General features: G+C 73.2%; 16 protein-coding genes. 6 read left to right on the top strand and 10 right to left on the bottom strand.

Annotated elements, in window-relative coordinates; translation table 11 throughout:
• Nucleotides 1–166 precede the first annotated feature (166 nt).
• The gene (thrS, locus tag ACX9MN_RS15490; RefSeq protein WP_489724861.1) at nucleotides 167–2194 is read right to left on the bottom strand and encodes a threonine--tRNA ligase; all 2028 of its coding nucleotides are present in this window, start codon (nucleotides 2192–2194) and stop codon (nucleotides 167–169) included.
• A 1002-nt stretch (nucleotides 2195–3196) separates the two neighbouring features.
• On the opposite strand from thrS, the gene ACX9MN_RS15485 reads away from it, so the two are divergent.
• A complete protein-coding gene (locus ACX9MN_RS15485; protein ID WP_056532754.1) occupies nucleotides 3197–4102 on the top strand; it encodes an NAD(P)-dependent oxidoreductase in 906 nt (301 codons plus the stop codon).
• Between the two features lie 60 nt (nucleotides 4103–4162).
• On the opposite strand, the gene ACX9MN_RS15480 is transcribed toward ACX9MN_RS15485, so the two are convergent.
• From ACX9MN_RS15480 to ACX9MN_RS15470, 3 genes are all read right to left on the bottom strand, one after another.
• Entirely contained in the window at nucleotides 4163–4399 is a 237-nt protein-coding gene (locus tag ACX9MN_RS15480) for a DUF6894 family protein (RefSeq protein WP_020092366.1), read from the bottom strand.
• A 72-nt stretch (nucleotides 4400–4471) separates the two neighbouring features.
• Nucleotides 4472–6394, bottom strand: coding sequence for an ABCB family ABC transporter ATP-binding protein/permease (locus ACX9MN_RS15475; RefSeq protein WP_489724860.1), 1923 nt, complete (start codon nucleotides 6392–6394; stop codon nucleotides 4472–4474).
• Nucleotides 6395–6481: 87 nt separating this feature from the next.
• Nucleotides 6482–6676 carry a DUF1127 domain-containing protein gene (locus tag ACX9MN_RS15470; RefSeq protein WP_020092364.1) on the bottom strand — a complete coding sequence of 65 codons (195 nt, stop codon included), beginning with the start codon at nucleotides 6674–6676 and terminating at the stop codon, nucleotides 6482–6484.
• A 104-nt stretch (nucleotides 6677–6780) separates the two neighbouring features.
• On the opposite strand from ACX9MN_RS15470, the gene ACX9MN_RS15465 reads away from it, so the two are divergent.
• The gene (locus ACX9MN_RS15465) at nucleotides 6781–8115 is read left to right on the top strand and encodes an aminotransferase-like domain-containing protein (protein WP_482960619.1); all 1335 of its coding nucleotides are present in this window, start codon (nucleotides 6781–6783) and stop codon (nucleotides 8113–8115) included.
• Between the two features lie 10 nt (nucleotides 8116–8125).
• Here ACX9MN_RS15465 and ACX9MN_RS15460 read toward each other — a convergent pair whose 3' ends face one another.
• The gene (locus ACX9MN_RS15460; protein WP_489725230.1) at nucleotides 8126–9604 is read right to left on the bottom strand and encodes a LysM peptidoglycan-binding domain-containing protein; all 1479 of its coding nucleotides are present in this window, start codon (nucleotides 9602–9604) and stop codon (nucleotides 8126–8128) included.
• Nucleotides 9605–9831: 227 nt separating this feature from the next.
• On the opposite strand from ACX9MN_RS15460, the gene ACX9MN_RS15455 reads away from it, so the two are divergent.
• From ACX9MN_RS15455 to ACX9MN_RS15445, 3 genes are all read left to right on the top strand, one after another.
• Complete coding sequence (locus ACX9MN_RS15455; RefSeq protein WP_489724859.1) at nucleotides 9832–10428, top strand: LOG family protein; 597 nt, start codon at nucleotides 9832–9834, stop codon at nucleotides 10426–10428.
• A 46-nt stretch (nucleotides 10429–10474) separates the two neighbouring features.
• Nucleotides 10475–12241 (top strand): methanol/ethanol family PQQ-dependent dehydrogenase, encoded by a 1767-nt coding sequence (locus ACX9MN_RS15450; RefSeq protein ID WP_489724858.1) that lies wholly within the window; start codon nucleotides 10475–10477, stop codon nucleotides 12239–12241.
• Nucleotides 12242–12653: 412 nt separating this feature from the next.
• Entirely contained in the window at nucleotides 12654–15815 is a 3162-nt protein-coding gene (locus tag ACX9MN_RS15445; protein WP_489724857.1) for an autotransporter domain-containing protein, read from the top strand.
• On the opposite strand, the gene ACX9MN_RS15440 is transcribed toward ACX9MN_RS15445, so the two are convergent.
• Nucleotides 15799–16719, bottom strand: coding sequence for a LysR family transcriptional regulator (locus ACX9MN_RS15440; protein ID WP_489724856.1), 921 nt, complete (start codon nucleotides 16717–16719; stop codon nucleotides 15799–15801). The genes ACX9MN_RS15445 and ACX9MN_RS15440 overlap by 17 nt on opposite strands.
• Nucleotides 16720–16811: 92 nt before the next feature.
• Here ACX9MN_RS15440 and ACX9MN_RS15435 point away from each other — a divergent pair, with 92 nt between their 5' ends.
• A complete protein-coding gene (locus tag ACX9MN_RS15435) occupies nucleotides 16812–17702 on the top strand; it encodes an aldo/keto reductase family oxidoreductase (protein WP_489724855.1) in 891 nt (296 codons plus the stop codon).
• 158 nt (nucleotides 17703–17860) lie between these two features.
• Here ACX9MN_RS15435 and ACX9MN_RS15430 read toward each other — a convergent pair whose 3' ends face one another.
• From ACX9MN_RS15430 to ACX9MN_RS15415, 4 genes are all read right to left on the bottom strand, one after another.
• Nucleotides 17861–19090, bottom strand: coding sequence for an ABC transporter substrate-binding protein (locus tag ACX9MN_RS15430; protein ID WP_489724854.1), 1230 nt, complete (start codon nucleotides 19088–19090; stop codon nucleotides 17861–17863).
• A gap of 261 nt (nucleotides 19091–19351) precedes the next feature.
• On the bottom strand, nucleotides 19352–20239 hold the full coding sequence (locus tag ACX9MN_RS15425) for a beta-keto acid cleavage family enzyme (RefSeq protein WP_091977169.1): 888 nt from the start codon (nucleotides 20237–20239) through the stop codon (nucleotides 19352–19354).
• 18 nt (nucleotides 20240–20257) lie between these two features.
• Nucleotides 20258–21016: an SDR family NAD(P)-dependent oxidoreductase gene (locus tag ACX9MN_RS15420; protein ID WP_100251987.1), complete on the bottom strand. Its 759-nt coding sequence runs from the start codon at nucleotides 21014–21016 to the stop codon at nucleotides 20258–20260.
• The gene (locus ACX9MN_RS15415; protein WP_489724853.1) at nucleotides 21013–21963 is read right to left on the bottom strand and encodes a 3-hydroxyacyl-CoA dehydrogenase family protein; all 951 of its coding nucleotides are present in this window, start codon (nucleotides 21961–21963) and stop codon (nucleotides 21013–21015) included. Before ACX9MN_RS15415 ends, ACX9MN_RS15420 begins: the two co-directional genes overlap by 4 nt.
• Nucleotides 21964–22010 lie beyond the last annotated feature (47 nt).

The following is a 22010-nucleotide window of genomic DNA, read 5'->3' as shown; positions in this document are numbered from 1 at the left end:
AAGTCGTGCGCGTTGAGCGATCTTCGCGGAGATTGACCATCCGCAAGTTGAGACCGCGATCCCGACGCGCGAACTCTGTCGGTCGACACGTCGGCGCGGTCGTCGGGCCGCGCCGACGTCCCGGGGGCGCCGCGCGCCCCCCGGGACGTCGTCTATCGGCGGCGCGTCAGGGCGCGTCGTGCGGGCCGTGATGGCCGTCGAGCACCGTGTCGCTGGTCGGGACCGTCGCGGCGACGGCCTCGGCGCGGCGGATGTCGGGCGCGGTCGCCTCCTCCACGAAGGCCGCCACGGCCTCGCTCAGCGGCAGCGTGCGGGTCTGCTGGCTGCCGAGCCGCCGGATCGAGACCGTGCGCTCCTCCGCCTCGCGGCGACCGAGCGCCAGCAGCACCGGCACCTTGGCCAGCGAGTGCTCGCGGACCTTGTAGTTGATCTTCTCGTTGCGCAGATCCGCCTCGACCCGCAGGCCGGCGCGCTCCAGGGTGCGGATGACGTCACGGGCGTAGGGATCGGCCTCGCCGGTGATCGTCGCCACCACCACCTGGACCGGCGCCAGCCACAGGGGGAAGTGCCCGGCGAAGTGCTCGATCAGGATGCCGGTGAAGCGCTCCATCGAGCCGCAGATCGCCCGGTGGACCATCACGGGCGGCTTCCGGGCGCCGTCGGCGTCGATGTAGAAGGCGCCGAACCGCTCGGGCAGGTTGAAGTCCACCTGCGTGGTCCCGCATTGCCAGTCGCGGCCGATGGCGTCGCGCAGCACGTACTCGAATTTGGGCCCGTAAAACGCGCCCTCCCCCGGGTTGACCGCCGTCTTGATCCGGCCGGCCGACTGCTCCTCGATCTGCGCCAGCACGCGGGTCATCACGTCCTCGGCGTGGTCCCAGAGGGCGTCGGAGCCGACGCGCTTCTCGGGCCGCGTCGAGAGCTTCACGACGATCTGGTCGAAGCCGAAATCCGCGTAGGTCGAGAGGATCAGGTCGTTGATCTTCAGGCACTCGTCGGCGAGCTGGTCCTCGGTGCAGAAGACGTGGGCGTCGTCCTGCGTGAAGCCGCGCACGCGCATCAGCCCGTGCATGGCGCCGGACGGCTCGTAGCGGTGGACGATCCCGAACTCGGCCATGCGCAGGGGCAGGTCGCGGTAGGATTTCAAGCCGTGCTTGAAGATCTGCACGTGGCCCGGGCAGTTCATCGGCTTGAGGGCGAACCAGCGCTTGTCCTCGGCCTCCTCGCCCGCGGACTGCGCGGCGAACATGTTCTCCCGGTACCAGCCCCAGTGGCCGGAGGTCTCCCACAGGGCCTTGTCGAGGATCTGCGGGGCGTTCACCTCGGCGTAGTCGCCGCGCAGGCGCCGGCGCATGTAGGCGATCAGCTCCTGGAAGATCGTCCAGCCCTTGGCGTGCCAGAAGACGACGCCCGGCCCCTCCTCCTGGAAGTGGAACAGGTCCATCTCGCGGCCGAGCCGTCGGTGGTCGCGGCGCTCGGCCTCCTCCAGCCGGTGCAGGTAATCGTCGAGATCGGCCTGGTTCGCCCAGGCCGTTCCGTAGATGCGGGTCAGCATCGGGTTGTTCGAGTCGCCGCGCCAGTAGGCCCCTGCGACCTTCATCAGCTTGAAGGCGGTGCCGACCTTGGCCGTCGAGGTCATGTGCGGGCCGCGGCAGAGGTCGAACCAGTCGCCCTGGCGGTAGATCTTCAGGTCCTCGCCCGGCGGGATCGCGTCGACCAGCTCGACCTTGAAGCCCTCGCCCTTGCCGGCGAACAGCGCCCGCACGTCCTCGCGCGTCCAGACTTCCTTCGTGAAGGGCGCGTCGCGCGCGATGATCTCGCGCATCTTCGCCTCGATCTTCGGGAAGTCCTCGGGCGTGAACGGGATCTCGCGATGGAAGTCGTAGTAGAAGCCGTTCTCGATCACCGGGCCGATCGTGACCTGCGTCTCCGGCCAGAGCGCCTGCACAGCCTCGGCGAGTACGTGCGCGCAGTCGTGCCGGATCAGCTCCAGGCTGCGCGGGTCGGTGCGGTCCAGGAACTCGATGCGGGCATCGCGGTCGATCGGGTCGTCGAGGTCGGCGACCGTGCCGTCGAGCGCCATGGCGACGGTGCGCTTGGCCAGCGACTTGGCGATGCCCTCGACCACGGCCCGGCCGGTCGTGCCGGCGGCGATCTCCCGCGTGTTGCCGTCGGGGAAGGTGAGAATCGGCATGGTACGAGCGTCTCCGGACTCAGTCCTGCATACGGGGCAGGTAAGCGGTTTCGAGGGAGCGGCCGTGTAGACCGATTTCTCGGGCGAGGGAACAACGGTGCGGCGCAACTTCACGCATCCCTGCCCTTCGTCCGACGTTCGGGTGCGCGTGATCGTCCCCGCGCGCGGTGTGGCGCCGGGGGCATGGCCCGGGAGGCGAGCACGAGGGACGCGGGACGCCGCGGGAACCCAGGTGTCGGCCAAGTACGCGCGGGATCCGATCCCCGCGGCGCCCCGCGGCATCGACCGGGCATGGTCCCCGGCCGGTGCCGTCTGTCTCGTCGCGACGTCTCCGACGTCCCGGTCCTGCGACTCCCCGTTAGCGGTCTCGGTCGAGGTGCGTGCACGCCGTGCCCGCACCTCCGGAACCCGCATCGGCGCCGTGGCCTTCCAGCCGTCCCCCGCCTCGTAGTGGGCGGGTCCGCAGGTCGCTCAGGGTCGGCCCAGAGGCGGGTCGGCGCGGGGGCATTTCCTCACCCCGCCGGGCACAGTGCCGCCCGGTCTCACGCCCGCGTCCGAGGCACGCCCCGCACCGGTCCGTCGCCCGGGGCGATGGCGGCTGAGAGCCACCGACGCGGGCGCCGCCCCGTCCCCGGACCCGCACGGTCAGCCACCGGGCGGGCCCCCGAAGGACGCCCCGGGATCGCTCCCGGGCCGCCGCGGACAGGTGCGGTCAGGAAGCACAAAATAGGAACATTGTCAAAGTAATTCGAGCCGCGCGCCGCTGTCGACGACGCTTCTCCGTCATCGCGAGCGCAGCGAAGCGACCCAGGGCGGCGCAACATCGGCAAGGTCGCGCTGCTGGATTGCTTCGCTCCGCTCGCAAGGACGTCGGTGCCGAGAAGCCATCGGCCACAATTCCAGGGCCGGGGCTGGAAGACGGCCCCGTCCGGCGACATGCTGGCGCGGCGCCTCCCCCGCACGGACAGGGGGCGCCCGGACACTCGGAACAGGGACACCCGCATGGCCGCGCGCCTCGCCCTCCTCGGCCTCGGCGCGATGGGGCACCCCATCGCCCGCAACCTCGCGGCCAAGCGGGGCTCCGACGCCGAGACGCTCGTCGCGATCGACACCGACCCGGCCCGCCTCGCCGGCCTCGCCGCGCCGGGCCTCGTCGCCACCACCGATCCCGGGCAGGCCGCCGGCGCCGACGTGCTGTTCCTGTGCCTGCCGAACGGCGACGCCGTCGAGGCGGCCCTCCTCGGGGACGGCGCCCTGGCGGAGCGCCTCGCCCCGGGGGCGGTCGTGGTCGACCTCAGCACCATCGCGCACGCCAAGGCCCTCACGGTCGGCCGCGCCGTGGCGGCGACCGGGCGCGCCTTCGTCGACGCGCCCGTCTCCGGCGCGCCGGCCGGCGCCGAGGCCGGGACGCTCACCGTGATGTGCGGCGGCGCGGCCGGGGCGGTCGCGCGGGTGCGCCCCCTGCTGGAGCGGATCGGCACGACAATCCTGCACATGGGCCCGGCCGGGTCCGGCCAGCTCACCAAGACGATCAACAACGTGCTCTACGACATCAACATCGCGGCGCTGGCCGAGGTGCTGCCGATGGCCGTCGCCATGGGGCTCGACCCGGATCAGGTCGCCCAGGTGGTCACGACGGGCACGAGCCGGAGCTACGCGGCGCAGTACTTCGTGCCGCGGATCCTCCGGGGCCAGTTCGACGAGGGCTACCCGATGGGGGCGGCCTACAAGGACCTCGTCGCCGCCGCGGCGGTCGCGGCGGAGAACGGCTTCCCGATGCCGGTCACGGCGGCCGCCACCGCCACCTACCAGACCGCCCTGCGCCAGGGCCACGGCGACCGGGACAAGGGCGCCATGGTGCTGCCGTTCGAGGACCTGCTCGGGGTCCGTGTGCGGTCGCGGCCGTAGGGGCCGGCCGTAGCGGCCATCGGGCGGTCGATCCCGACCGACCCGCCCGCGCCCTGGATCTTACGGCAGCTCGAGCACGTCCCTCAGCGGCACGACCGCCAGGACCTGCCCCGACGCGTCGGCGATCTCGAAGACCTGCCCGGCCAGCACCGCGCCGTCGACCCGCTGGATTTCCAAGAGCGCCCGGGCGGAGCGCTCGGCCTCGGTGCGGGCGGCGTCGAGGTCGGGCAGGTCGGCGCCGTCGAGATCCTCGACCAGCCACTGACCGTCCCGGATGTGCAGGTAGAAGTGCGGCATAACCGCAGAACCGCGCTTACCGCCTCCGGTTGCGTCCCGGCCGCGTTGCGCGGACCGCGTGTGGCCTTTCCGTCACTCCGCGGCCTCGGTCTCCGGCACGGCGGCGTGGCCCGTCCGGGGCGGGAGCACCGGCGCGTCGGCGCGCTGGAGCACCTCCAGGGCGGCGTCGGCCTCCCGCTGGCGGTCCCAGAGCGCCGCGTAGACGCCCCCGGCCTCCAGCAACGCGGCGTGGGTGCCGCGCTCGACGATGCGGCCGTGGTCGAGGACCAGGATCGCGTCGGCGTTGACCACCGTCGACAGCCGGTGGGCGATCACCAGGGTGGTCCGGCCGCGGCTGACCCGGTCGAGCGCCGCCTGGATCTCGGCCTCCGTGAAGGAGTCGAGCGCCGAGGTCGCCTCGTCGAGGACCAGGATCGGCGGCGCCTTGAGGATCGTGCGTGCGATGGCGACCCGCTGCTTCTCGCCGCCCGAGAGCTTCAGGCCGCGCTCGCCCACCGGGGTGTCGTAGCCCTCCGGCAGCCCCGAGACGAAGCGGTCGATCTGGGCGAGGCGGGCCGCCTCCCGCAACTCCGCGTCGGTGGCGTCGGCCCGGCCGTAGCGGATGTTGTAGCCGATCGTGTCGTTGAACAGCACCGTGTCCTGCGGGACCATGCCGATCGCCGCCCGGAGGGAGGCCTGCGTCACCGCGGCGATGTCCTGCCCGTCGACGCTGATCCGGCCCCCTTGCGGCTCGTAGAACCGGAACAGCAGGCGCGAGAGCGTCGACTTGCCGGCGCCCGAGGGTCCCACCACCGCCACGGTCTGGCCCGCCGGGATCTCGAAGGTGACGCCGCGCAGGATCGGCCGCTCGGGATTGTAGGCGAAGCGCACGTCCTCGAACCGCACCGTGCCGCCCGCGACCGCGAGCGGGGCGGCGCTTGGCCGGTCGGCGATCTCGGGGTTCTGCCCGAGGATGCGGAACATGTCGTCGATGTCGATCAGCGCCTGTTTGATCTCGCGGTAGATCATGCCCATGAAGTTGAGCGGCATCGCGAGCTGCACCAGCATGGTGTTGGCGAGCACGAAGCCGCCGATCGTGGTGCGCCCGGCCAGGATGTCGCGCGCCGCGAGCCACATCACCACGGTCATGCCGAGCGTGAAGATCACCGCCTGCCCGGCATTGAGCACCGCCAGCGACACGTAGGTCTGCGTCGAGGCCTTCTCGTACTTGGCCATCGACTCGTCGTAGCGGCCGGCCTCCCGGGCTTCCGCGCCGAAATACTTCACCGTCTCGTAGTTGAGCAGCGAGTCGACCGCCTTGGTGTTGGCGTCGGTGTCGGAGGCGTTCATCCGGCGGCGGATCGCGATCCGCCACTCGGTCGCCTTGTAGGTGAAGGCCAGGTAGGCCGCGACCGTCAGGAACGCGGTCAGCGCGTAGTTCCAGTTGAACTCGTAGGCCAGCACGCCGAGCACCAGCACGAACTCGACGATGGTCGGCACCAGGGTCAGCACCATCAGGCGCGACAGCTCCTCGATGCCGGCGCGGCCGCGCTCCAGCACCCGGGTCAGGCCGCCGGTCTTGCGCTCCAGGTGGAAGCGCAGGGACAGGCGGTGCATGTGCTCGAAGGTCTGGAGCGCCAGCCGCCGCACCGCGTGCATCGCCACCTTGGCGAACAGCCCGTCGCGCACCTGCGTCAGCGCCGCCATGGCGATCCGCGAGAGGCCGTAGAGGGCGATCAGCAGCATCGGCGCGGCGAGGAGGCCGGTGGGCACGGCCTCGTCCTTGCCGCCGACCGCCGCGACCAGCGCGTCGGTGATCCACTTGAAGGTGAACGGCGTCACCATGGTCACCAGCTTGGCGGCGAGCAGCAGGCCGAAGGCCAGGAAGACCCGGCGCTGCAGGTCGGGCCGGCCGTGGGGCCAGAGATGCGGCCAGAGCCGCCGGTAGGTGGCGATCAGGCCGGGGCGCTCGGCCGGGATCGGCGTCCCGGCCGCGGGCGCGGTGTTGTCGGTCATGAAGGGTTCTGCGGGGCGGGATGTCCTGGCCCCGCATATAGGCCCGCTGCCGCGCCGGAGCACCCGCGCTGCGTGCAGGCCCCCGCCTCACGCTCGCCAGAACGGCTTCGCGACCTCGGCGCGCAGGTCCCAGGGCTCGAGGCCGGCGTCCCGGGCCTGGTCGGGGTGGAGCGCCGCCAGGGCGCGGCGGGTGCGGATCCGCTGCAGCCACGTGCGGAGCAGGGACGGGCGCGCGGTCGGACGGGTGACGGCGGGCGAGGAGGACAGGGTGACGGCTTGCATCGCAGACGATCCGGTGGCGGGAAGGCAGTCCGGCCGGGATTGCTGGCGGAGCATTGATCCGATACAAAGCTCGGATCAATTGAAACATTGACCTCGGAGCAATTATGCGCCCCGCGGATTACCGCACCGTCGCCGACGCGATCGCGGCCGACATCGCGGCGGGCCGGCTGCGCCCCGGCGCGCGGCTGCCGCCGCAGCGCGACTTCGCCTACGCGCGGGGCATCGCGGTCTCGACGGCGAGCCGGGTCTACGCCGAGCTGGCCCGCCGGGGGCTGGTGACCGGCGAGGTCGGGCGCGGGACCTACGTCCGCAGCGAGCCGGGGCGCGCCGGATTGCTCCGCCCGGAGCCGCCCCCGGCCGCCCTCGACCTGCAGCGGACCCACTCGCGCCTGCCCGAGCAGGAGGTGGTCCTGGCCGAGACCCTGGCGGCGCTCGCCCGCGACGACGGCCAGATCGGCTTCACCCAGTACGGGCCCGCGGGCACGCCCTCGGCGCAGGCGATCGCCGCCGGGTTCCTGGCGCGGGCGGGCTACGCCCCCGATCCCGCCGACATCCTGTTCACCGGCAACGGCCGGCAGGCGCTGGCCGCCGCCCTGGCGGCCCTGGCTGCGCCCGGCGAGCGGATCGGCTGCGAGCCCCTGACCTATCCCGGGGTGAAGGGCATCGCGGCGCGGCTCGGGATCACGCTGATCCCGCTCGCCATGGACGCGGAGGGCGTCTGCCCCGAGGCGCTGCTCCAGGCCCACCGCGCGACCCCGCTGAGCGGCGTCTATCTCCAGCCGACCCTGCACAACCCCCTCGGCGCCACGATGGGGCCGGCGCGCCGGGCCGCCCTGGCGGAGGTGCTGGATCGGACCGGGCTCACCGCCATCGAGGACGCGGTCTACAGCTTCCTCGCCGAGGCGCCGCCGCTCGCCGGCCTCGCGCCGGACCGGGTGATCTTCGTGGACAGCCTGTCGAAGCGGGTGATGCCGGCGCTGACCGTCGGCCTGATCGCCGCGCCGCCTGCCCTCACCGACCGGCTCGCCGCCTCCGTCCGCCAGGGCGCCTGGACGGTGCTCGGCCTGTCGCTCGCGGCCGGCATGCACTGGATGGCGGGGGGCTCGGCGGCGGCGCTGGCCGAGGCCAAGCGCCGGGACGCCGCGGCCCGGCAGGCCCTCGCCCGGGCCGCGCTCGCCGACCTGCGGGTCGTCGGCGATCCGCAGGCCTACCACCTCTGGCTGGAACTGCCCGAGACGTGGCGGGCCGAGGCCTACGCGGCCGCGGCCCTGCGCCAGGGCATCGCCCTCCTGCCGGCCTCGTCCTTCGCGGTCCATCCCGGCCACGCGCCGAACGCGGTGCGCCTCGCCCTGGCCTCGCCGTCGCGGGAGGAACTCGACCGGGCGCTGCGCGGCCTGCGCCGGCTGGCCTTCGCGGGCGACGACCAGGTGGTGGAGTAGGCGGCGCCGCTCAGCCGCGCTTGTCGGTGGGCAGCACGAAGATCTGGCCCGGGTAGATCAGGTCCGGATCGCGGATCTGGTTCTGGTTGGCGTCGTAGATCACCGTGTAGCGCTCGCCGCGGCCGTAGGTGCGCTGGCTGATCCGCCAGAGGTTGTCGCCGCGGGTGATCCGGGCGGTGCTGATCTCCGGCACGAACACCGCGCCGACCCGGTCCGGCTCCGCCATGTCGGCCACCTGGGGGTTCGAGACGGCGGCCGGCGGCGAGGCCGCGGCCGGCCGGTCCCGGTCGGCACCGTCGCGCGCGGCCTGATCGGGGCCGGCGCGATCCCGCGCGCCGCTCTGGGCGGGCGACGGTCCGGACTCGGCGGTCTCCCGGGCGGCGACCTGCGTCGGCTCCGGCACCGACAGGGGGACCGCGGCGCGGCTGGCGACCTTGCCGGTGGCCGGATCGACCTGGTCGATCCGCACCTGGTACTGCCCGGGCTTGATCCCGCGCCCGATCGTGAAGGTCGCCCGGCCGTCCGGCCCGATGCTGCCCGGGGCGATCATCGTGTCGTTGAGGTAGAGCTGGATCCGCGCCCCCGGCGTGCCGGTGGCCGTCACGAACAGGCGGCCGTTCCCCTGCACGTCCACGCTGGCGATCCGGGTCGGCCCCGCCCCGGACGCCGCGGTCTCGCGGGTCTCCCCGCTCCCGGCCGGCCGGCCGGCCCGCGCCGCGTCGGCGTCCCGGGTACCCGGCTCGGAAGCCGGACCGGAGGATCTGGCGCCGCCCTTCGCGTCGGCCGTCGCGCCCGGCTGCGACAGCACGACGGTCGCGGCGTCCGGGGCGGTCAGGGCCACGAGGGGCTGGCGGTCCCGGCCAGGGGCCACGTCCACCGCGACGCTCTGCTGCGACTCGGTCGCGCGCCCGTCCGCGCCGGTCATGCGCAGGCGGAGCGTGCTGGCGCCCGTCGGCAGGGCCGGCGGCACGATCGCGAACTGACCGTTGGAATCGGCCTTCGCCCGGGCCACGGGCTTGCCGTCGGCCAGCATCTCGATCGCGGCGTCCGGCGCGCCGCGGCCGGCCACCACGGCGTCGCCGTTCGGCTCGACGCGGACGATGTCGAAGCGCGGCGCCTCGGCCGCATCCGGCAGGCGCGCGTCCTGGCCCGGACCGGCCTGCTGCGCCCCGGCGGTGCCGGCCTGCGGCGCCCCGGGGGTGCCGGCGCGGGGGTCTTGCGGGAGCGCCGCCACGGGGCCCTCCCCCGGCGCCGGGCTCGCCCGGCCCGGCTTGTCGTCGCGGAAGTCGATCGTCGGGTCGGCGCGGCCGGCCAGGGCGCCCGGATCGGCGAGGCTGCGCAGGCTGCCGCTCGGCGCCGACGGCTCGGGACCCCCGCGGCCGGTGAGCCGCCGCAGGGAGTCGCCGCCGAACAGCGCCAGCACGAGTCCCAGTCCGCCGAGAAGGCCGGCCAGCGCCAGGGCGAGACTGCGCCGCACCTGTCTCGACATCGCCACGAAGGCCTCCCCTCATCCTGCCGCCGCCCGGCGGGCGGCCGTCCGCCCGCGCGAAAAGCCGTCGACGGCGCCGCCCATAATACCGTACATGGTCCCCACACCAAGCCGTCCTGCCGCCCAGGCGGGTGAATCCCACGCGAATTCAGCAGTTTGGCACGTGGAGTGCTGGGCGCGGGGCGCGATCTGGACGGCTCGCAACGGACGCGCGAGGAGGACGCCGGATGGCTCCGGTGAGGACAGTCTGTGTCTATTGCGGCTCCGGCTTCGGCCGCGACCCGGCCTTCCGCGAGGCCGCCGAGACCCTCGGGACCGCGGTCGCGCAGGCCGGGATGGGCCTCGTCTACGGCGGCGGCGACGTCGGGCTGATGGGCACGGTCGCGCGGGCGGCGCTCGCCGCCGGCGGCCACGTCACCGGCATCATCCCGGACTTCCTCCAGGCGCGCGAGCACATGCTGGCGGACATTCAGGAGACCGTGGTGGTCTCCGACATGCACACCCGCAAGCGCCTGATGTTCGAGCGCTCGGACGCGTTCGTGACCCTGCCGGGCGGCATCGGCACCCTGGAGGAGCTGGTCGAGCAGCTGACCTGGGCGCAGCTCGGGCGCCACCGGAAGCCGGTGGTGCTGGTCTCGGTGGCGGAGTTCTGGGCGCCGCTGCTGGCCCTGTTCGAGCACATGCGCGGCCACGGCTTCATCCGCGAGGGCCTCGACCTGAGCTACCTCGTCGCGCGCGAGGCGGCCGAGGTGGTGCCGATGCTCCGCGCGGCCGGCCACGAGCCGGACCCCCAGACCGAGAGCATCGTCCAGCAGCGCATGTAGGTGCGCGCGCCGCGCGGCGATGAGGATCACGAGGATGCGTGCGTCGATGCGTGCTTCAGTGCTCGCGGCCCTGCCGCTCGCCGGCCTCGCCTCCGCGGCGGCGGCCGGCCCGTCGCCGGTCCTGCAGACCCTGGACTACGCCAACACCCGCTACTCGGCCCTCGACCAGATCGACGCCGGCAATGTCGGGCGCCTGAAGGTCGCCTGGACCTTCTCCACCGGCGTCCTGCGCGGCCACGAGGGTGCGCCGATCGTGGTCGGACACCTGATGTTCGTGCACACGCCGTTCCCCAACGTGGTCTACGCCCTCGACCTCGACCGGGGCGGGAGGATCCTGTGGCGCTACGCGCCGCGGCAGGACGCGAGCGTCATCGCCGTGATGTGCTGCGACACGGTCTCCCGGGGGCTCGCCTACGCGGACGGGCGGTTGTTCCTCCAGCAGGCCGACACCACCGTGGTGGCGCTCGACCCCGAGACCGGCCGGGTGCTGTGGTCGGTGAGGAACGGCGACCCGGGCCGGGGCGAGACCAACACCGCCACGGTCCTGCCGGTGCGCGGCAAGCTCATCGTCGGGCTCGCGGGCGGCGAGTACGGGGCGCGCTGCCACGTCACGGCCTACGACCAGGCGACGGGCCGGCGGCTCTGGCGCGCCTACGCCACCGGGCCGGACGCCGACATGCTGGTCGATCCGGAGACGACGACCGAGCTCGGGCGCCCGGTCGGCCGCGATTCCTCGCTCAACAGCTGGGAGGGCGACCAGTGGCGGACGGGCGGCGCCTGCAGCTGGGGCTGGTTCTCCTACGATCCGGACCTGAACCTCGTCTATTACGGCACCGGCAATCCCTCGACCTGGAACCCGAACCAGCGCCCGGGCGACAACCGGTGGGCGCAGGCGATCATCGCCCGCGACGCCGATACGGGCATCGCCCGCTGGGTCTACCAGATGACCCCCCACGACCAGTGGGACTACGACGGCGTCAACGAGATGATCCTCACCGAGCAGGTGATCGACGGCCGCGGCCGGAAGGTGCTGACTCATTTCGACCGCAACGGCTTCGGCTACACGCTGGACCGGGCCACCGGCGCGCTGCTGGTGGCGGAGAAGTTCGACCCCACGGTGAACTGGGCCAGCCGGATCAGCGTGGATCCCGCCGCGCCCGATCACGGAAAGCCGGTGGTCGACAAGCGCTACGCCCCCGGCGAGGCCGACGAGGACGAAGCAACCAAAAATATCTGTCCCGGGTCGCTCGGTGCCAAGAACCAGCAGCCGGCCGCCTACTCGGCCAAGACGCGGCTGTTCTACGTGCCGACCAACCACATGTGCATGGATTACGAGGCGTTCCGGGTCACCTACACGCCCGGCCAGCCCTATGTCGGCGCGACGCTCACCCTGCACCCGCCCGAGGGCTCGGACCGGACCGGGGCGTTCATCGCCTGGGACGGCGCGAAGGGCCGGATCGCCTGGACGATCCCGGAGCCGTTCTCGGTCTGGTCGGGGGCGCTCGCCACGGCGGGCAACGTGGTCTTCTACGGCACGCTGGAGGGCTACCTGAAGGCGGTCGACGCCCGGGACGGGCACGAGCTGTACCGGTTCAAGACCCCGTCCGGGATCGTCGGCAACGTCACCACCTACCTGCACGGCGGCAAGCAGTACGTCGCGGTGCTGTCCGGGGTCGGCGGCTGGGCCGGGATCGGCCTCGCGGCCGGGCTGACCGACCCCGCGGACGGTTCGGGGGCGGTGGGGGGCTACGCGGCCCTGTCGCAGTACACGGCGCCGGGCGGGCAGCTCACGGTGTTCGAACTGCCGCAGTGAGTCGCCCCCGGCGGCGTCCACACGCGCCGCCGGGCGATTCGCACGGCATCTCCCTGACCTTCCGAGGCGCTCCCGCGCCGGGTCTGGCTGGACGCATCCCGCGCCGCCTCTCCTGTCCCGCATGACCCCGTCACCGGCGCCGGTGGCCGGCCTCGGGCGGGCCTATCCAGATGCGGCCGCGCCGCTCACGGCGATCGATGACCGGTCAGAAGTGCTGGCCGGGCAAATTCAGAAGTAAAAATTCCAAATTCTCAAATATAGCTATAAAAAATAAGCCGCCTCACAGAGTGTTGCTCAGAGGATACGAATCGAAAGTGCGTCCGATTTTGAACGAACTATGACGATTTGCCTTCGATGATCTTGGGTATGGGGCGCGCGACCGGCCGGATGGGGCGGTGTCGGGGAGCGCGTCATGACACGAGGATATGGGGTCTCACTCGCCGCGCTGGCGGTCGTGCTGCTCGGTCCGGGCGCCCAGGCGCAGACGGCCGGCAACGGCGTCGACATCCTGTCGGGTTTCCGGCGGATCTGGATCCCCGGACGGACCTACGACACCGGATTGCCCACGGTCCTCGGGGCGCCCCTCCTGCTGCGCAACATCCAGATCGTCGCCGAGCGGGCGCGGGAGCGGACCGGCGCGCAGGAGATCGCCGCCTATTACGACGACCGCCGCAACCAGAGCTACAGCGTCATCGACGGCCTCGGGCCGCTGACCCAGGCCTATCTAGCGGGATCGGGGGCGACCACCACGATCCCGGCCTTCGACGCGACCACGTCGCGCGTGCAGTACGTCGACCAGGGGACCGGTGCCGGCGTGACGACGTCGCCCCTCGGGAAGGTCGTGCAGCTGGTCAACGCGTTCCGGACCAACGCCTCCACCGGCCCGGCCAAGGACGCCTACAGCTATCCGCGCCCCTGGCGGCAGAGCCTGAACGGCCAGAGCCTCGGCCTCGTCGTGCCGCCCTCCCTTGGGCCGGAGAAGAGCCCGACCCCCGCGACGGATGGCGGCTTCCCGAGCGGCCACACCAACGCCGCCTACCTGTCGGCCCTGGCCCTGGCCTACGCGGTCCCGCAGCGGTTCCAGGAACTGCTCACCCGCGCGAGCGAGCTCGGCGACAACCGGATCGAGGCGGGCATGCACTCGCCCACCGACGTGATCGGCGGCCGCGTGCTGGCGACCTACTTCGCCATCCGGGCGCTCAACGACCCGGCGAATGCGGCCCTGCTGGGCGAGGCCTTCGCGCAGGCGCAGAGCTACCTGAGCCAGGCCTGCGGCGGCCCGCTGGAGCAGTGCGCCCACGCGCCCGTGGATCCGGCCACCGACCGGTTCTCCGACTACGCGCGCAACAAGGCCGCCTACACGGCGCGCCTGACCTACGGCCTGCCACCGGTCGGGCCAACGGACCGTCCGCCGGTGGTCCCGGCGGGTGCCGAGGCGCTGCTCGCGACCCGCTTTCCCTACCTCACGGCGGCGCAGCGCCGCGACGTGATCGCGACCACGGAGCTGCCCTCCGGCGGCTTCCTCGACAACGGGCTGGGCTACGACCGCATCAACCTGTTCGCCGCCGCCGACGGCTACGGCGCCTTCAACGGCACGGTCACCGTCACGATGGACGCGGCCCGGGGCGGGTTCTCGGCCTACGACGTCTGGCGCAACGACATCGGCGGCGCGGGCGGCCTCGCGAAGCTCGGCAGCGGGACGCTGGTCCTGACCGGCGCCAACACCTACGCGGGCGGTACGACGATCGGCGGCGGGACGCTCGTCGGCCATGCCGGCGCCTTCGGCACGGGCGCCATCGTCGACGACGCGGCGCTCGTCGTGGATCAATCGGCCGACGGGACGCTGGCCAACGCCGTCTCGGGCTCCGGGACCCTCACCAAGACCGGGGCGGGCACCCTCACGCTCACCGGGCTCAGCACGCTGACGGGCGCCACCGCGGTGCAGGCCGGTCGGCTCGTCGTGAACGGCGGCCTCGCCCACTCGGTCGTGTCGGTGCTGCCGGGGGCCGAGCTCGGCGGCTCGGGCACGCTGGGCGGGATCGTCGCGCTCGCGGGCGCCACGGTGGCGCCGGGCAATTCCATCGGCACGCTCACGGTCGCCGGCAACGTCGGCTTGGCGCCGGGGTCGACCTACCGGGTCGAGGCCGACGCCGCCGGCCGGGCCGACCGGATCGCCGCCACCGGCACCGCCACCCTGTCGGGCGGCACCGTCCAGGTGCGCGCCGCCTCCGGCGCCTACAACCCGCGCACCACCTACACGATCCTCTCCGCCGCCGGCGGCGTCTCCGGCCGGTTCGCCGGCGTGACCGCGAACCTCGCCTTCCTCACCCCGGGCCTGCGCTACCGGACCGACGCGGTCGACCTGACGCTCACCCGCAACGACGTGCCCTTCGCCGCCAGCGCTACCTCGCGCAACGGCGCGGCCGCCGCCAACGCGATCCAGGCGATCGGCGCCGGCCGGCTCTACGACGCGGCGGTCGCCTTCACGGCCAACGAGGCCGGCAGCGGCTTCCGGGCGCTGGCCGGCGACATCCACGCCGGCACCGTGTCCACCGCCTACGAGACCGCCTTCTTCGTGCGCGAGGCGGTGCTCGACCGGCTGCGCTGGGGCGATCCCGGTGCCGGGCTCGACGCCGGCGCCCTGCCGGCCGCCGACGCGGCCGACCTGCCCGGCCGGGCTGCGGTGGTGGCGACCGTGCCGGTGCGCACCCTCGACCCGCAGGTGTTCGGGCTCTGGGGCCAGGGCTTCGGCGCCCTCGGCACGGCCGATGGCGGCGGCAACGCGTTCGACCTCGACCGGCAGATCGCCGGCTTCGCGGCCGGCGCGGACGTGCGGCTCCCCAGCGGGCTGCGCTTCGGCGCGGCCGGGGGCTACACGGAGGCCTTCCTCGACAGCGCCGGCCGGGCGGGCGGCGCGAGCCGGGCGGAGAGCGCGACGCTCAGGAGCGGGTTCGGCGGCCTGTACGGCGGCTACGAGCTCGGCCCGCTGTCGCTGCGGATCGGCGCGCTCTACGCCGACACGGACGCGCGCACCCGCCGGGCGGTGCTGTACGGCCTGTCCGACACGCTGAGCGGGCACGGCGGCGGCTCCACGGTGCAGGGCTTCGGCGAGATCGGCTGGAGGATCGCGCTGGGCACGCCGGCGGCGCGCTTCGTCGAGCCGTTCGCGGGCGGGGCCTATGTCGGCATCCGGCGCGGCGCCTTCGCGGAGGCCGGGGGCCCGGCGGCGCTGGCGAGCTTCGCGCGGGACTACGACCTCGGCGCGGCGACGGTGGGCGTGCGGGCGCAGGCGCGCCTGGACCTGGGTCTCGGCCTGCCGGTGACGCTGCGGGGTCTCGTCGGCTACCGGCGCGCGTTCGGCGACGTCGTGCCGACGGCTCTGCTGGCCTTCGGGGCGGGCGGCCCGGCCTTCCTGAGCGCGGGCGTGCCGATCGCCCGGGACGCGCTGGTGGCGCAGGTGGGCCTGGACCTGGCGGTGGCGCCGGACGCGAGCCTGGGCGTGGCCTACACGGGCCAGACCGGAGCCCGCGCCCAGGATCAGGCCATGACGGGCCGCTTCACCCTGCGGTTCTAGCGCGCGACGCCTGCGCGCCGACGAAGTCCACGAAGGCGCGCAGCGGCGCCGGCAGGTGCCGCCGGCCGGGATAGTAGAGGAACGGGCCGGAGAAGACCTGCCACCAGGGCTCCAGCACCGGCTCCAGGGCGCCGCTGTCGAGATGCGGCCGCAGCCAGTCCTCGAACAGGTGGACGATCCCGGTGCCGGCGACCGCCGCCTCGACCGCGAGGTCGCTGGCGCCGACCCGCACGATCAGCGGGCCGGACGGGTCCACCCGGACGATGGTGCCGTCGCGCTCGAACTCCCACGGCGCCGTCAGCGCGCCGCTGGGGAAGCGCCCGAGCAGGCAGGCATGGCCCAGGAGATCCCGCGGGTGCTCCGGCCGGCCGCGCTTCTCGAGATAGGCGGGCGCCGCCGCGGTGGCGAAGCGCTGCCGCCGCGGGCCGATCGGCACGGCGATCATGTCCTGCTCCAGCCGCTCGTCGTAGCGGATGCCGGCGTCGCAGCCCGCCGCCAGCACGTCCACGAACCCGTCCTCGACCACCACTTCCAGGCGGATCTCCGGGTAGGCCGCCAGGAAGGGCGGCACGAGCGCCGGCAGCACCAGCCGGGCAGCGCTCAGCGGCACGTTGAGCCGGAGCGTGCCCGCGGGACGGTCGCGGAACCCGTTCACCACGTCGAGGGCGGATTCCACCTCGGCGAGGGCCGGCCCGAGCCGCTCCAGCAGGCGGGCCCCCGCCTCGGTCGGCGCGACGCTGCGGGTGGTGCGGTTCAGGAGGCGCACCCCCAAGCCCGCCTCCAGCCGGCGCACCGCCTCGCTGAGGCGCGACGCGCTGCCGCCGCCGGCGCGGGCGCCTTCGCGGAAACCGCCGGCCCGCGCCACGGTCACGAAGGCGGCGAGGTCCGTGAGATCCTGGGTCATCGTTCGAGAATCCGCACGGCCCGTGCCGATTGTCACGACTTATCGGCGCAAAGCGTGGCGTCTACATCCGGAGCGCCAACAGGAGATCCGTCATGACCGCCATCACCGCCATCACCGCCGACATCGCGCAGGCCGGGACCTTCCCCCTCGGTGGTCGGAAAGTGAAGCGGCTCGGCTACGGGGCCATGCAGCTCGCCGGGCCCGGCGTGTTCGGACCGCCGAAGGACCGCGCGGCGGCGGTCGCGGTGCTGCGGGCGGCCGTGGCGGCGGGGGTCGACCACATCGACACGAGCGACTTCTACGGGCCGCACGTCACCAACCAGATCATCCGCGAGGCGCTGCACCCCTACCCGGACGGGCTCGTGATCGTCACCAAGGTCGGCGCCACGCGCGGGGCCGACGCCTCGTGGAACCCGGCCTTCTCGGCCGCGGACCTCACCCGGGCGGTCCACGACAACCTGCGCAACCTCGGCGTCGACGCCCTCGACGTGGTCAACCTGCGCCTGATGTTCGACGTCCACGGCCCCGCGGAAGGCTCGATCGAGGCGCCGCTGACGGTGCTGGCGGATCTCCAACGCCAGGGGCTGATCCGCCGGATCGGCCTGAGCAACGCGACGCCCCGGCAGGTCGCGGACGGGCGGCGGATCACCGACATCGTCTGCGTGCAGAACCAGTACAATCTCGCCCATCGGGGCGACGACGCCTTCGTCGACGATCTGGCGGCGGCCGGGATCGCCTACGTGCCGTTCTTCCCCCTGGGCGGGTTCAGCCCGCTGCAGTCGGACACCCTGTCGGCGGTGGCGGCCGGGCTGGGCGCGACGCCCATGCAGGTGGCGCTGGCGTGGCTGCTGCGCCGGTCGCCCAACATCCTGCTGATCCCGGGGACGTCGTCCCTCGGCCACCTCCGCGAGAACCTCGCGGCGGCCACGCTCGCGCTCCCGGATGAGGCGATGGCGGCGCTGGATCGGATCGGGGCGGCGTGAACGGTTCCCGTCCGGACGCCTCGGTTGCGGTCTCCCTCACCGTCATCACGAGCGCAGCGACGTGACCCAGGGCAGCGCGACGACGGTCGGCGTCGCGCCGTCTGGATCGCTTCGCTCCGCTCGCAAGGAGGGCGGTGCGGAAAGGAGCGACCCGAGGCCTACTTCGCCGTCATGCCGGCCACCATCGGGCAGCCGCCCTCGCTCATCGGGCGGAAGGCCTGCTCGGCCGGGATCGTCTCCAGCACCTTGTAGAGATCCCACGCGCCCTTCGACTCGGACGGCGCCTTGGCCTCGAACAGGTACATCGGGTGGATCTTGCGCCCGTCCGGCCGGATCGTGCCCTTGCCGAACAGCGGGTCGTCGGTCGGCATCTCCTTCATCTTGGCGACCACGGCGGCGCCGTCCTTGGCCGAGTGCAGGGCCGCCACCGCCTTCAGGTAGTGCAGCGTGCTGGCGTAGACGCCCGCCTGGTACGAGGTCGGCTTCTTGCCGGGCATGCGCTTCTCGAACCGCTCCGCGAAGGCTCGGGTGCCGTCGTTGAGGTCCCAGTAGAATGAGGCGGTGAAGGCGAGGCCCTGCGCCACGTCCAGGCCCAGCGAGTGGATGTCGGTGATGGCGATCAGCAGGGCGGCGAGCGTCTGGCCGCCCTGGCGGATGCCGAACTCGTGCGCCTGCTTGATGGCGTTGGCGGCGTCGAGCCCGGCATCGGCGAGCCCGATCACCTGCGCGCCCGAGGCCTGGGCCTGGAGCAGGAACGAGGAGAAGTCCGGGTTCGGGAACGGCGTGCGCACGCCGCCGACGACCTTGCCGCCGTTCTTCTCCACCACCGCCTTGGTGTCGCGCTCCAGGGCGAGGCCGAAGGCGTAGTCGGCGGTGATGAAGTACCAGGACTTGCCGCCGCGCTTGAGGATGGCCTTGCCGGTGCCGTTGGCCAGCGCCGCGGTGTCGTAGGTCCAGTGCACGGTGTTGGGCGTGCAGGCCGGGCCGGTGAGGTCGGCGGTGCCGCCGCCCGAGTTGATGAACGCCTTGTTCTTCTCCTTGGTGATCTGCGCGATGGCGAGCGCCACCGAGGAGGTCGGCACGTCGAACACCGCGTCGACGCCGTCGCGGTCGTACCATTGCCGGGTGATCGAGGCGCCGACATCGGGCTTGTTCTGGTGGTCGGCGGCGACGACCTCGACCTTCAGCCCGTGTTCCTCCGGCTTGAAATCCTCGACCGCCATGCGGGCGGCCACCACCGAGCCCTCGCCGGTGGAGTCGAAGTAGACGCCGGAGCGGTCGTTCAGCACGCCGATCTTCACCAGCACGAGGTCGGCCGCGAGCGCCGCGCCGGCGCCGAACGCGCACAAGCTCCCGAGCAGCGCCGCGGCGCGGTGGCGGAGCGTCATGTCTCTCTCCCTGTCGTGTCCACCCGGCGGCGTTGATCGCCGCTCGGAATGTTTCCGAAGGCAGAGTATCCGTGGCGGTCCGCGGCTGGAACGGGTGCGCGTGAGGATGCCGGCGATCCGTCAGGGGCAGCCTTCGAGGTGCTGCCCCCGTCTTTGCGAGCGGAGAGAAGCAATCCAGCAGCACCACGCTCGCCGAGGTCGCGCTGCCCTGGGTCGCTTCGCTGCGCGCGCGATGACGGGTGAGCGGCGGCGATCGGCCTCTCAACCGCCCCGCGGCGTCAATCCAAAAATCGCCCGCGCCTGATCGGGCGTGGCCGGCTCCCGGTCGATGTGGGCCAGCAGGCTCACGGCCTTCTCCACCAGGGCGGCGTTGCTCGGCGCGAGCGTGCCCCGGGACAGGTACAGGTTGTCCTCCAGCCCGACGCGGACGTTGCCGCCCATTCCGGCGGCGACCGCGAGGATCGGGAACTCCTCCCGGCCGATGCCGAAGGCCGACCAGACCGCGTCCTCCGGCAGCCGGGCGCGCATCGCCACGAGGGCCTCCGGCGTCGCGGGCGCCCCCCAGGGGATGCCGAGGCAGATCTGGAACAGCGGCGGGCGCGCCAGATGCCCCTCGGCGATCAGGTGCCGGGCCAGCTCGATCTGGCCGAGATCGAACACCTCGATCTCGGGCTTCACGCCCGCGTCGCGGATGTGGCCCGCCATCGCCCGCAGGTGGCCGGGGGTGTTGAGGAACAGGTGCTCGCCGAAATTCATCGTGGCGATGTCGAGGGTGCAGATCTCCGGCCGCAGCGCGCCGACATGCCGGGTGCGGGCCTCCGGTCCCACGAAGGTCGTGCCCGGGCCGGCGACCGACGGGTCGGGGTCGCCCGGCACGAACCGGCCCCCCGCCCCCGTGGTCAGGTTGAGGATCACGGCGTCGTTCTTCTCGCGGATCCGCTCCACCACCTCGCGGTAATGGGCGAGCTCCATGCTCGGCGCGGCCGTCTCGGGGTCGCGGACGTGGATGTGGACCACGGCCGCCCCGGCGGCGGCGGCCTCGAGGGCTGACCGGGCGATCGCCTCCGGGCTCACCGGCACGGCCGGGTTCTTCCGCGGCGTGTCGAAGGAGCCCGTGAGGGCGCAGGTGATGACGGTGGTGCTCGCCATGTGTGTGCTCCCCGCGCGTCAGATCGCTCCGCCGTCGACCGTGATGGTCTCGCCCGTGATGTAGGCCGCGCCCGCGCCCAGGAAGAAGATCGTCTCGGCGATGTCCTCCGGGCGGGCCATGCGGCCGAGCATGGTGCGCCCCACGGTCGAGGCCTTGCGCTCCTCCGACCAGGGCTCGGTCCAGGGCGTGGCGACGAGGCCGGGCGCCACCGCGTTGACGCGCACGTCCGGCGCCAGCGCCCGGGCGAGGCTCCGGGTCAGGTTGATCAGTCCGGCCTTGCTCGCCGAGTAGGCGACCGACGAGCCGCGCCGCCCGAGGCCGGCCACCGACGCGGTGTTGACGATGGCGCCGCGGCTCGCCTTGAGGGTCGCGGCCGCGGCCTTCGCGCAGCGGAACGGCCCGAGCAGGTTGGTCGCCAGGATCGTGGCCCAGAAATCCTCGGTCATCGCGTCGAGGTCCTCGAAGGCGATGGGCGTGGTCGTGCCCGACGTGCCGGCATTGTTGACGAGCACGTCGAGGCCACCGAGCCGGTCGATACCGGCCGAAACCATCGCCTCGGCCTCGCCCGCCCGCGACACGTCGCCGGGCAGCGCGATCACCGAGAATCCGGCGCCGGCGAGCCGGGCGGCCTCTTCGGGGCCGCGGGGATCGTCCGGCAGGTGGTTCAGCGCCACGGTGGCGCCGTTGCGGGCGAAGATCGCGACGGTCGCGAGCCCGATCCCCGACGAGGCTCCGGTGACGAGGACGCGCCGCCCGGACAGGTCCGCTCCGATCATGATCCCTCCATCCGGCCGATCCCGGCCATCGCCGCCTTGAGCGCCAGGAGCTTGCGGTCGCGCTCGCGGAACAGCTCTTCCGGCGGCCGCCCGCCCCAGTCGAAGTAGCCCTTGCCGGCCATCACCCCGGTCCGGCCGGCGGCGCACAGGGCGTCGAGGGTCTCGGAGCGGGTGCGGGGCGGCGGCGGCGCGTAGCTGCCGTTGGCCAGCGCCCGCTGCGTCAACTCCAGGCCGGTGAAGTCGGCCTTGGCGAGGTGGCCGAGGATCGGGATGCGCAAGGCGAGCCCGTGGACGATCGCGTCGTCGATGTCCTTCGGCGCGGCGACGTCCTCGTCGAGGAGCCGGAACACCTCGGCGCTGATCGCCTGCTGGATGCGGTTGGCGACGTAGCCGGGGATGAACCGCTTCAGCATGATCGGGACTTGGCCCAGGCCGCGCACGAACTCGGCCATGGCGACGGCGACCGCCGGGTCCGTGCCGGGCCCCGGCACCACGTCGACGAGGTCAACGATGTAGGGCGGCGTGTACCAGTGCAGGATCAGCGCCCGCGCCTGCCGGGCTTCCGGGAGCAGCGGGAAGACGTCGAGGTAGCTGGTGTTGCTGGCGAGGATCGCGTCGGCCGGGCAGAGCCGGTCCAGCTCGGAGAAGAGCGCGCGCTTGGCCTCCGGGTTCTCGGTGATCGCCTCGATCACGAGGCCGGCGCCCGAGACCGCCGCGTCGAGCGCCGCCTCGACCCGGACGGCCCGGGCCAGCCGCGCGGCATCCCAGCCCTCCGGGGCGGCGCCGGCCTCCCGCAGGGTCGCGAGGGCGGATTCCATCAGGCCGGGGATCCGCGCCCGGGTCTCGGGCCGCGTGTCGGTGATCCGCACGCCGTGGCCGGCGAGCGCCAGCACCAGGGCGATGCCGTGCCCCATCACGCCGCCGCCGACGATCGCGATCTCGCCCATGCCGCACGCTCCTGTCCCTGCCCCGGACTCCTCTCGCGGGAATCCTC

Source organism: Methylobacterium sp. 1A, from assembly GCF_058072805.1.
This window is presented reverse-complemented; position numbering and strand designations above follow the sequence as displayed.

Bases quoted from the DNA above. Each gene is read 5' to 3' on its own strand.
- thrS (WP_489724861.1), bottom strand. From the start codon at position 2,194: ATGCCGATTCTCACCTTCCCCGACGGCAACACGCGGGAGATCGCCGCC.
- ACX9MN_RS15485 (WP_056532754.1), top strand. From the start codon at position 3,197: ATGGCCGCGCGCCTCGCCCTCCTCGGCCTCGGCGCGATGGGGCACCCC.
- ACX9MN_RS15480 (WP_020092366.1), bottom strand. From the start codon at position 4,399: ATGCCGCACTTCTACCTGCACATCCGGGACGGTCAGTGGCTGGTCGAG.
- ACX9MN_RS15475 (WP_489724860.1), bottom strand. From the start codon at position 6,394: ATGACCGACAACACCGCGCCCGCGGCCGGGACGCCGATCCCGGCCGAG.
- ACX9MN_RS15470 (WP_020092364.1), bottom strand. From the start codon at position 6,676: ATGCAAGCCGTCACCCTGTCCTCCTCGCCCGCCGTCACCCGTCCGACC.
- ACX9MN_RS15465 (WP_482960619.1), top strand. From the start codon at position 6,781: ATGCGCCCCGCGGATTACCGCACCGTCGCCGACGCGATCGCGGCCGAC.
- ACX9MN_RS15460 (WP_489725230.1), bottom strand. From the start codon at position 9,604: ATGTCGAGACAGGTGCGGCGCAGTCTCGCCCTGGCGCTGGCCGGCCTT.
- ACX9MN_RS15455 (WP_489724859.1), top strand. From the start codon at position 9,832: ATGGCTCCGGTGAGGACAGTCTGTGTCTATTGCGGCTCCGGCTTCGGC.
- ACX9MN_RS15450 (WP_489724858.1), top strand. From the start codon at position 10,475: ATGCGTGCTTCAGTGCTCGCGGCCCTGCCGCTCGCCGGCCTCGCCTCC.
- ACX9MN_RS15445 (WP_489724857.1), top strand. From the start codon at position 12,654: ATGACACGAGGATATGGGGTCTCACTCGCCGCGCTGGCGGTCGTGCTG.
- ACX9MN_RS15440 (WP_489724856.1), bottom strand. From the start codon at position 16,719: ATGACCCAGGATCTCACGGACCTCGCCGCCTTCGTGACCGTGGCGCGG.
- ACX9MN_RS15435 (WP_489724855.1), top strand. From the start codon at position 16,812: ATGACCGCCATCACCGCCATCACCGCCGACATCGCGCAGGCCGGGACC.
- ACX9MN_RS15430 (WP_489724854.1), bottom strand. From the start codon at position 19,090: ATGACGCTCCGCCACCGCGCCGCGGCGCTGCTCGGGAGCTTGTGCGCG.
- ACX9MN_RS15425 (WP_091977169.1), bottom strand. From the start codon at position 20,239: ATGGCGAGCACCACCGTCATCACCTGCGCCCTCACGGGCTCCTTCGAC.
- ACX9MN_RS15420 (WP_100251987.1), bottom strand. From the start codon at position 21,016: ATGATCGGAGCGGACCTGTCCGGGCGGCGCGTCCTCGTCACCGGAGCC.
- ACX9MN_RS15415 (WP_489724853.1), bottom strand. From the start codon at position 21,963: ATGGGCGAGATCGCGATCGTCGGCGGCGGCGTGATGGGGCACGGCATC.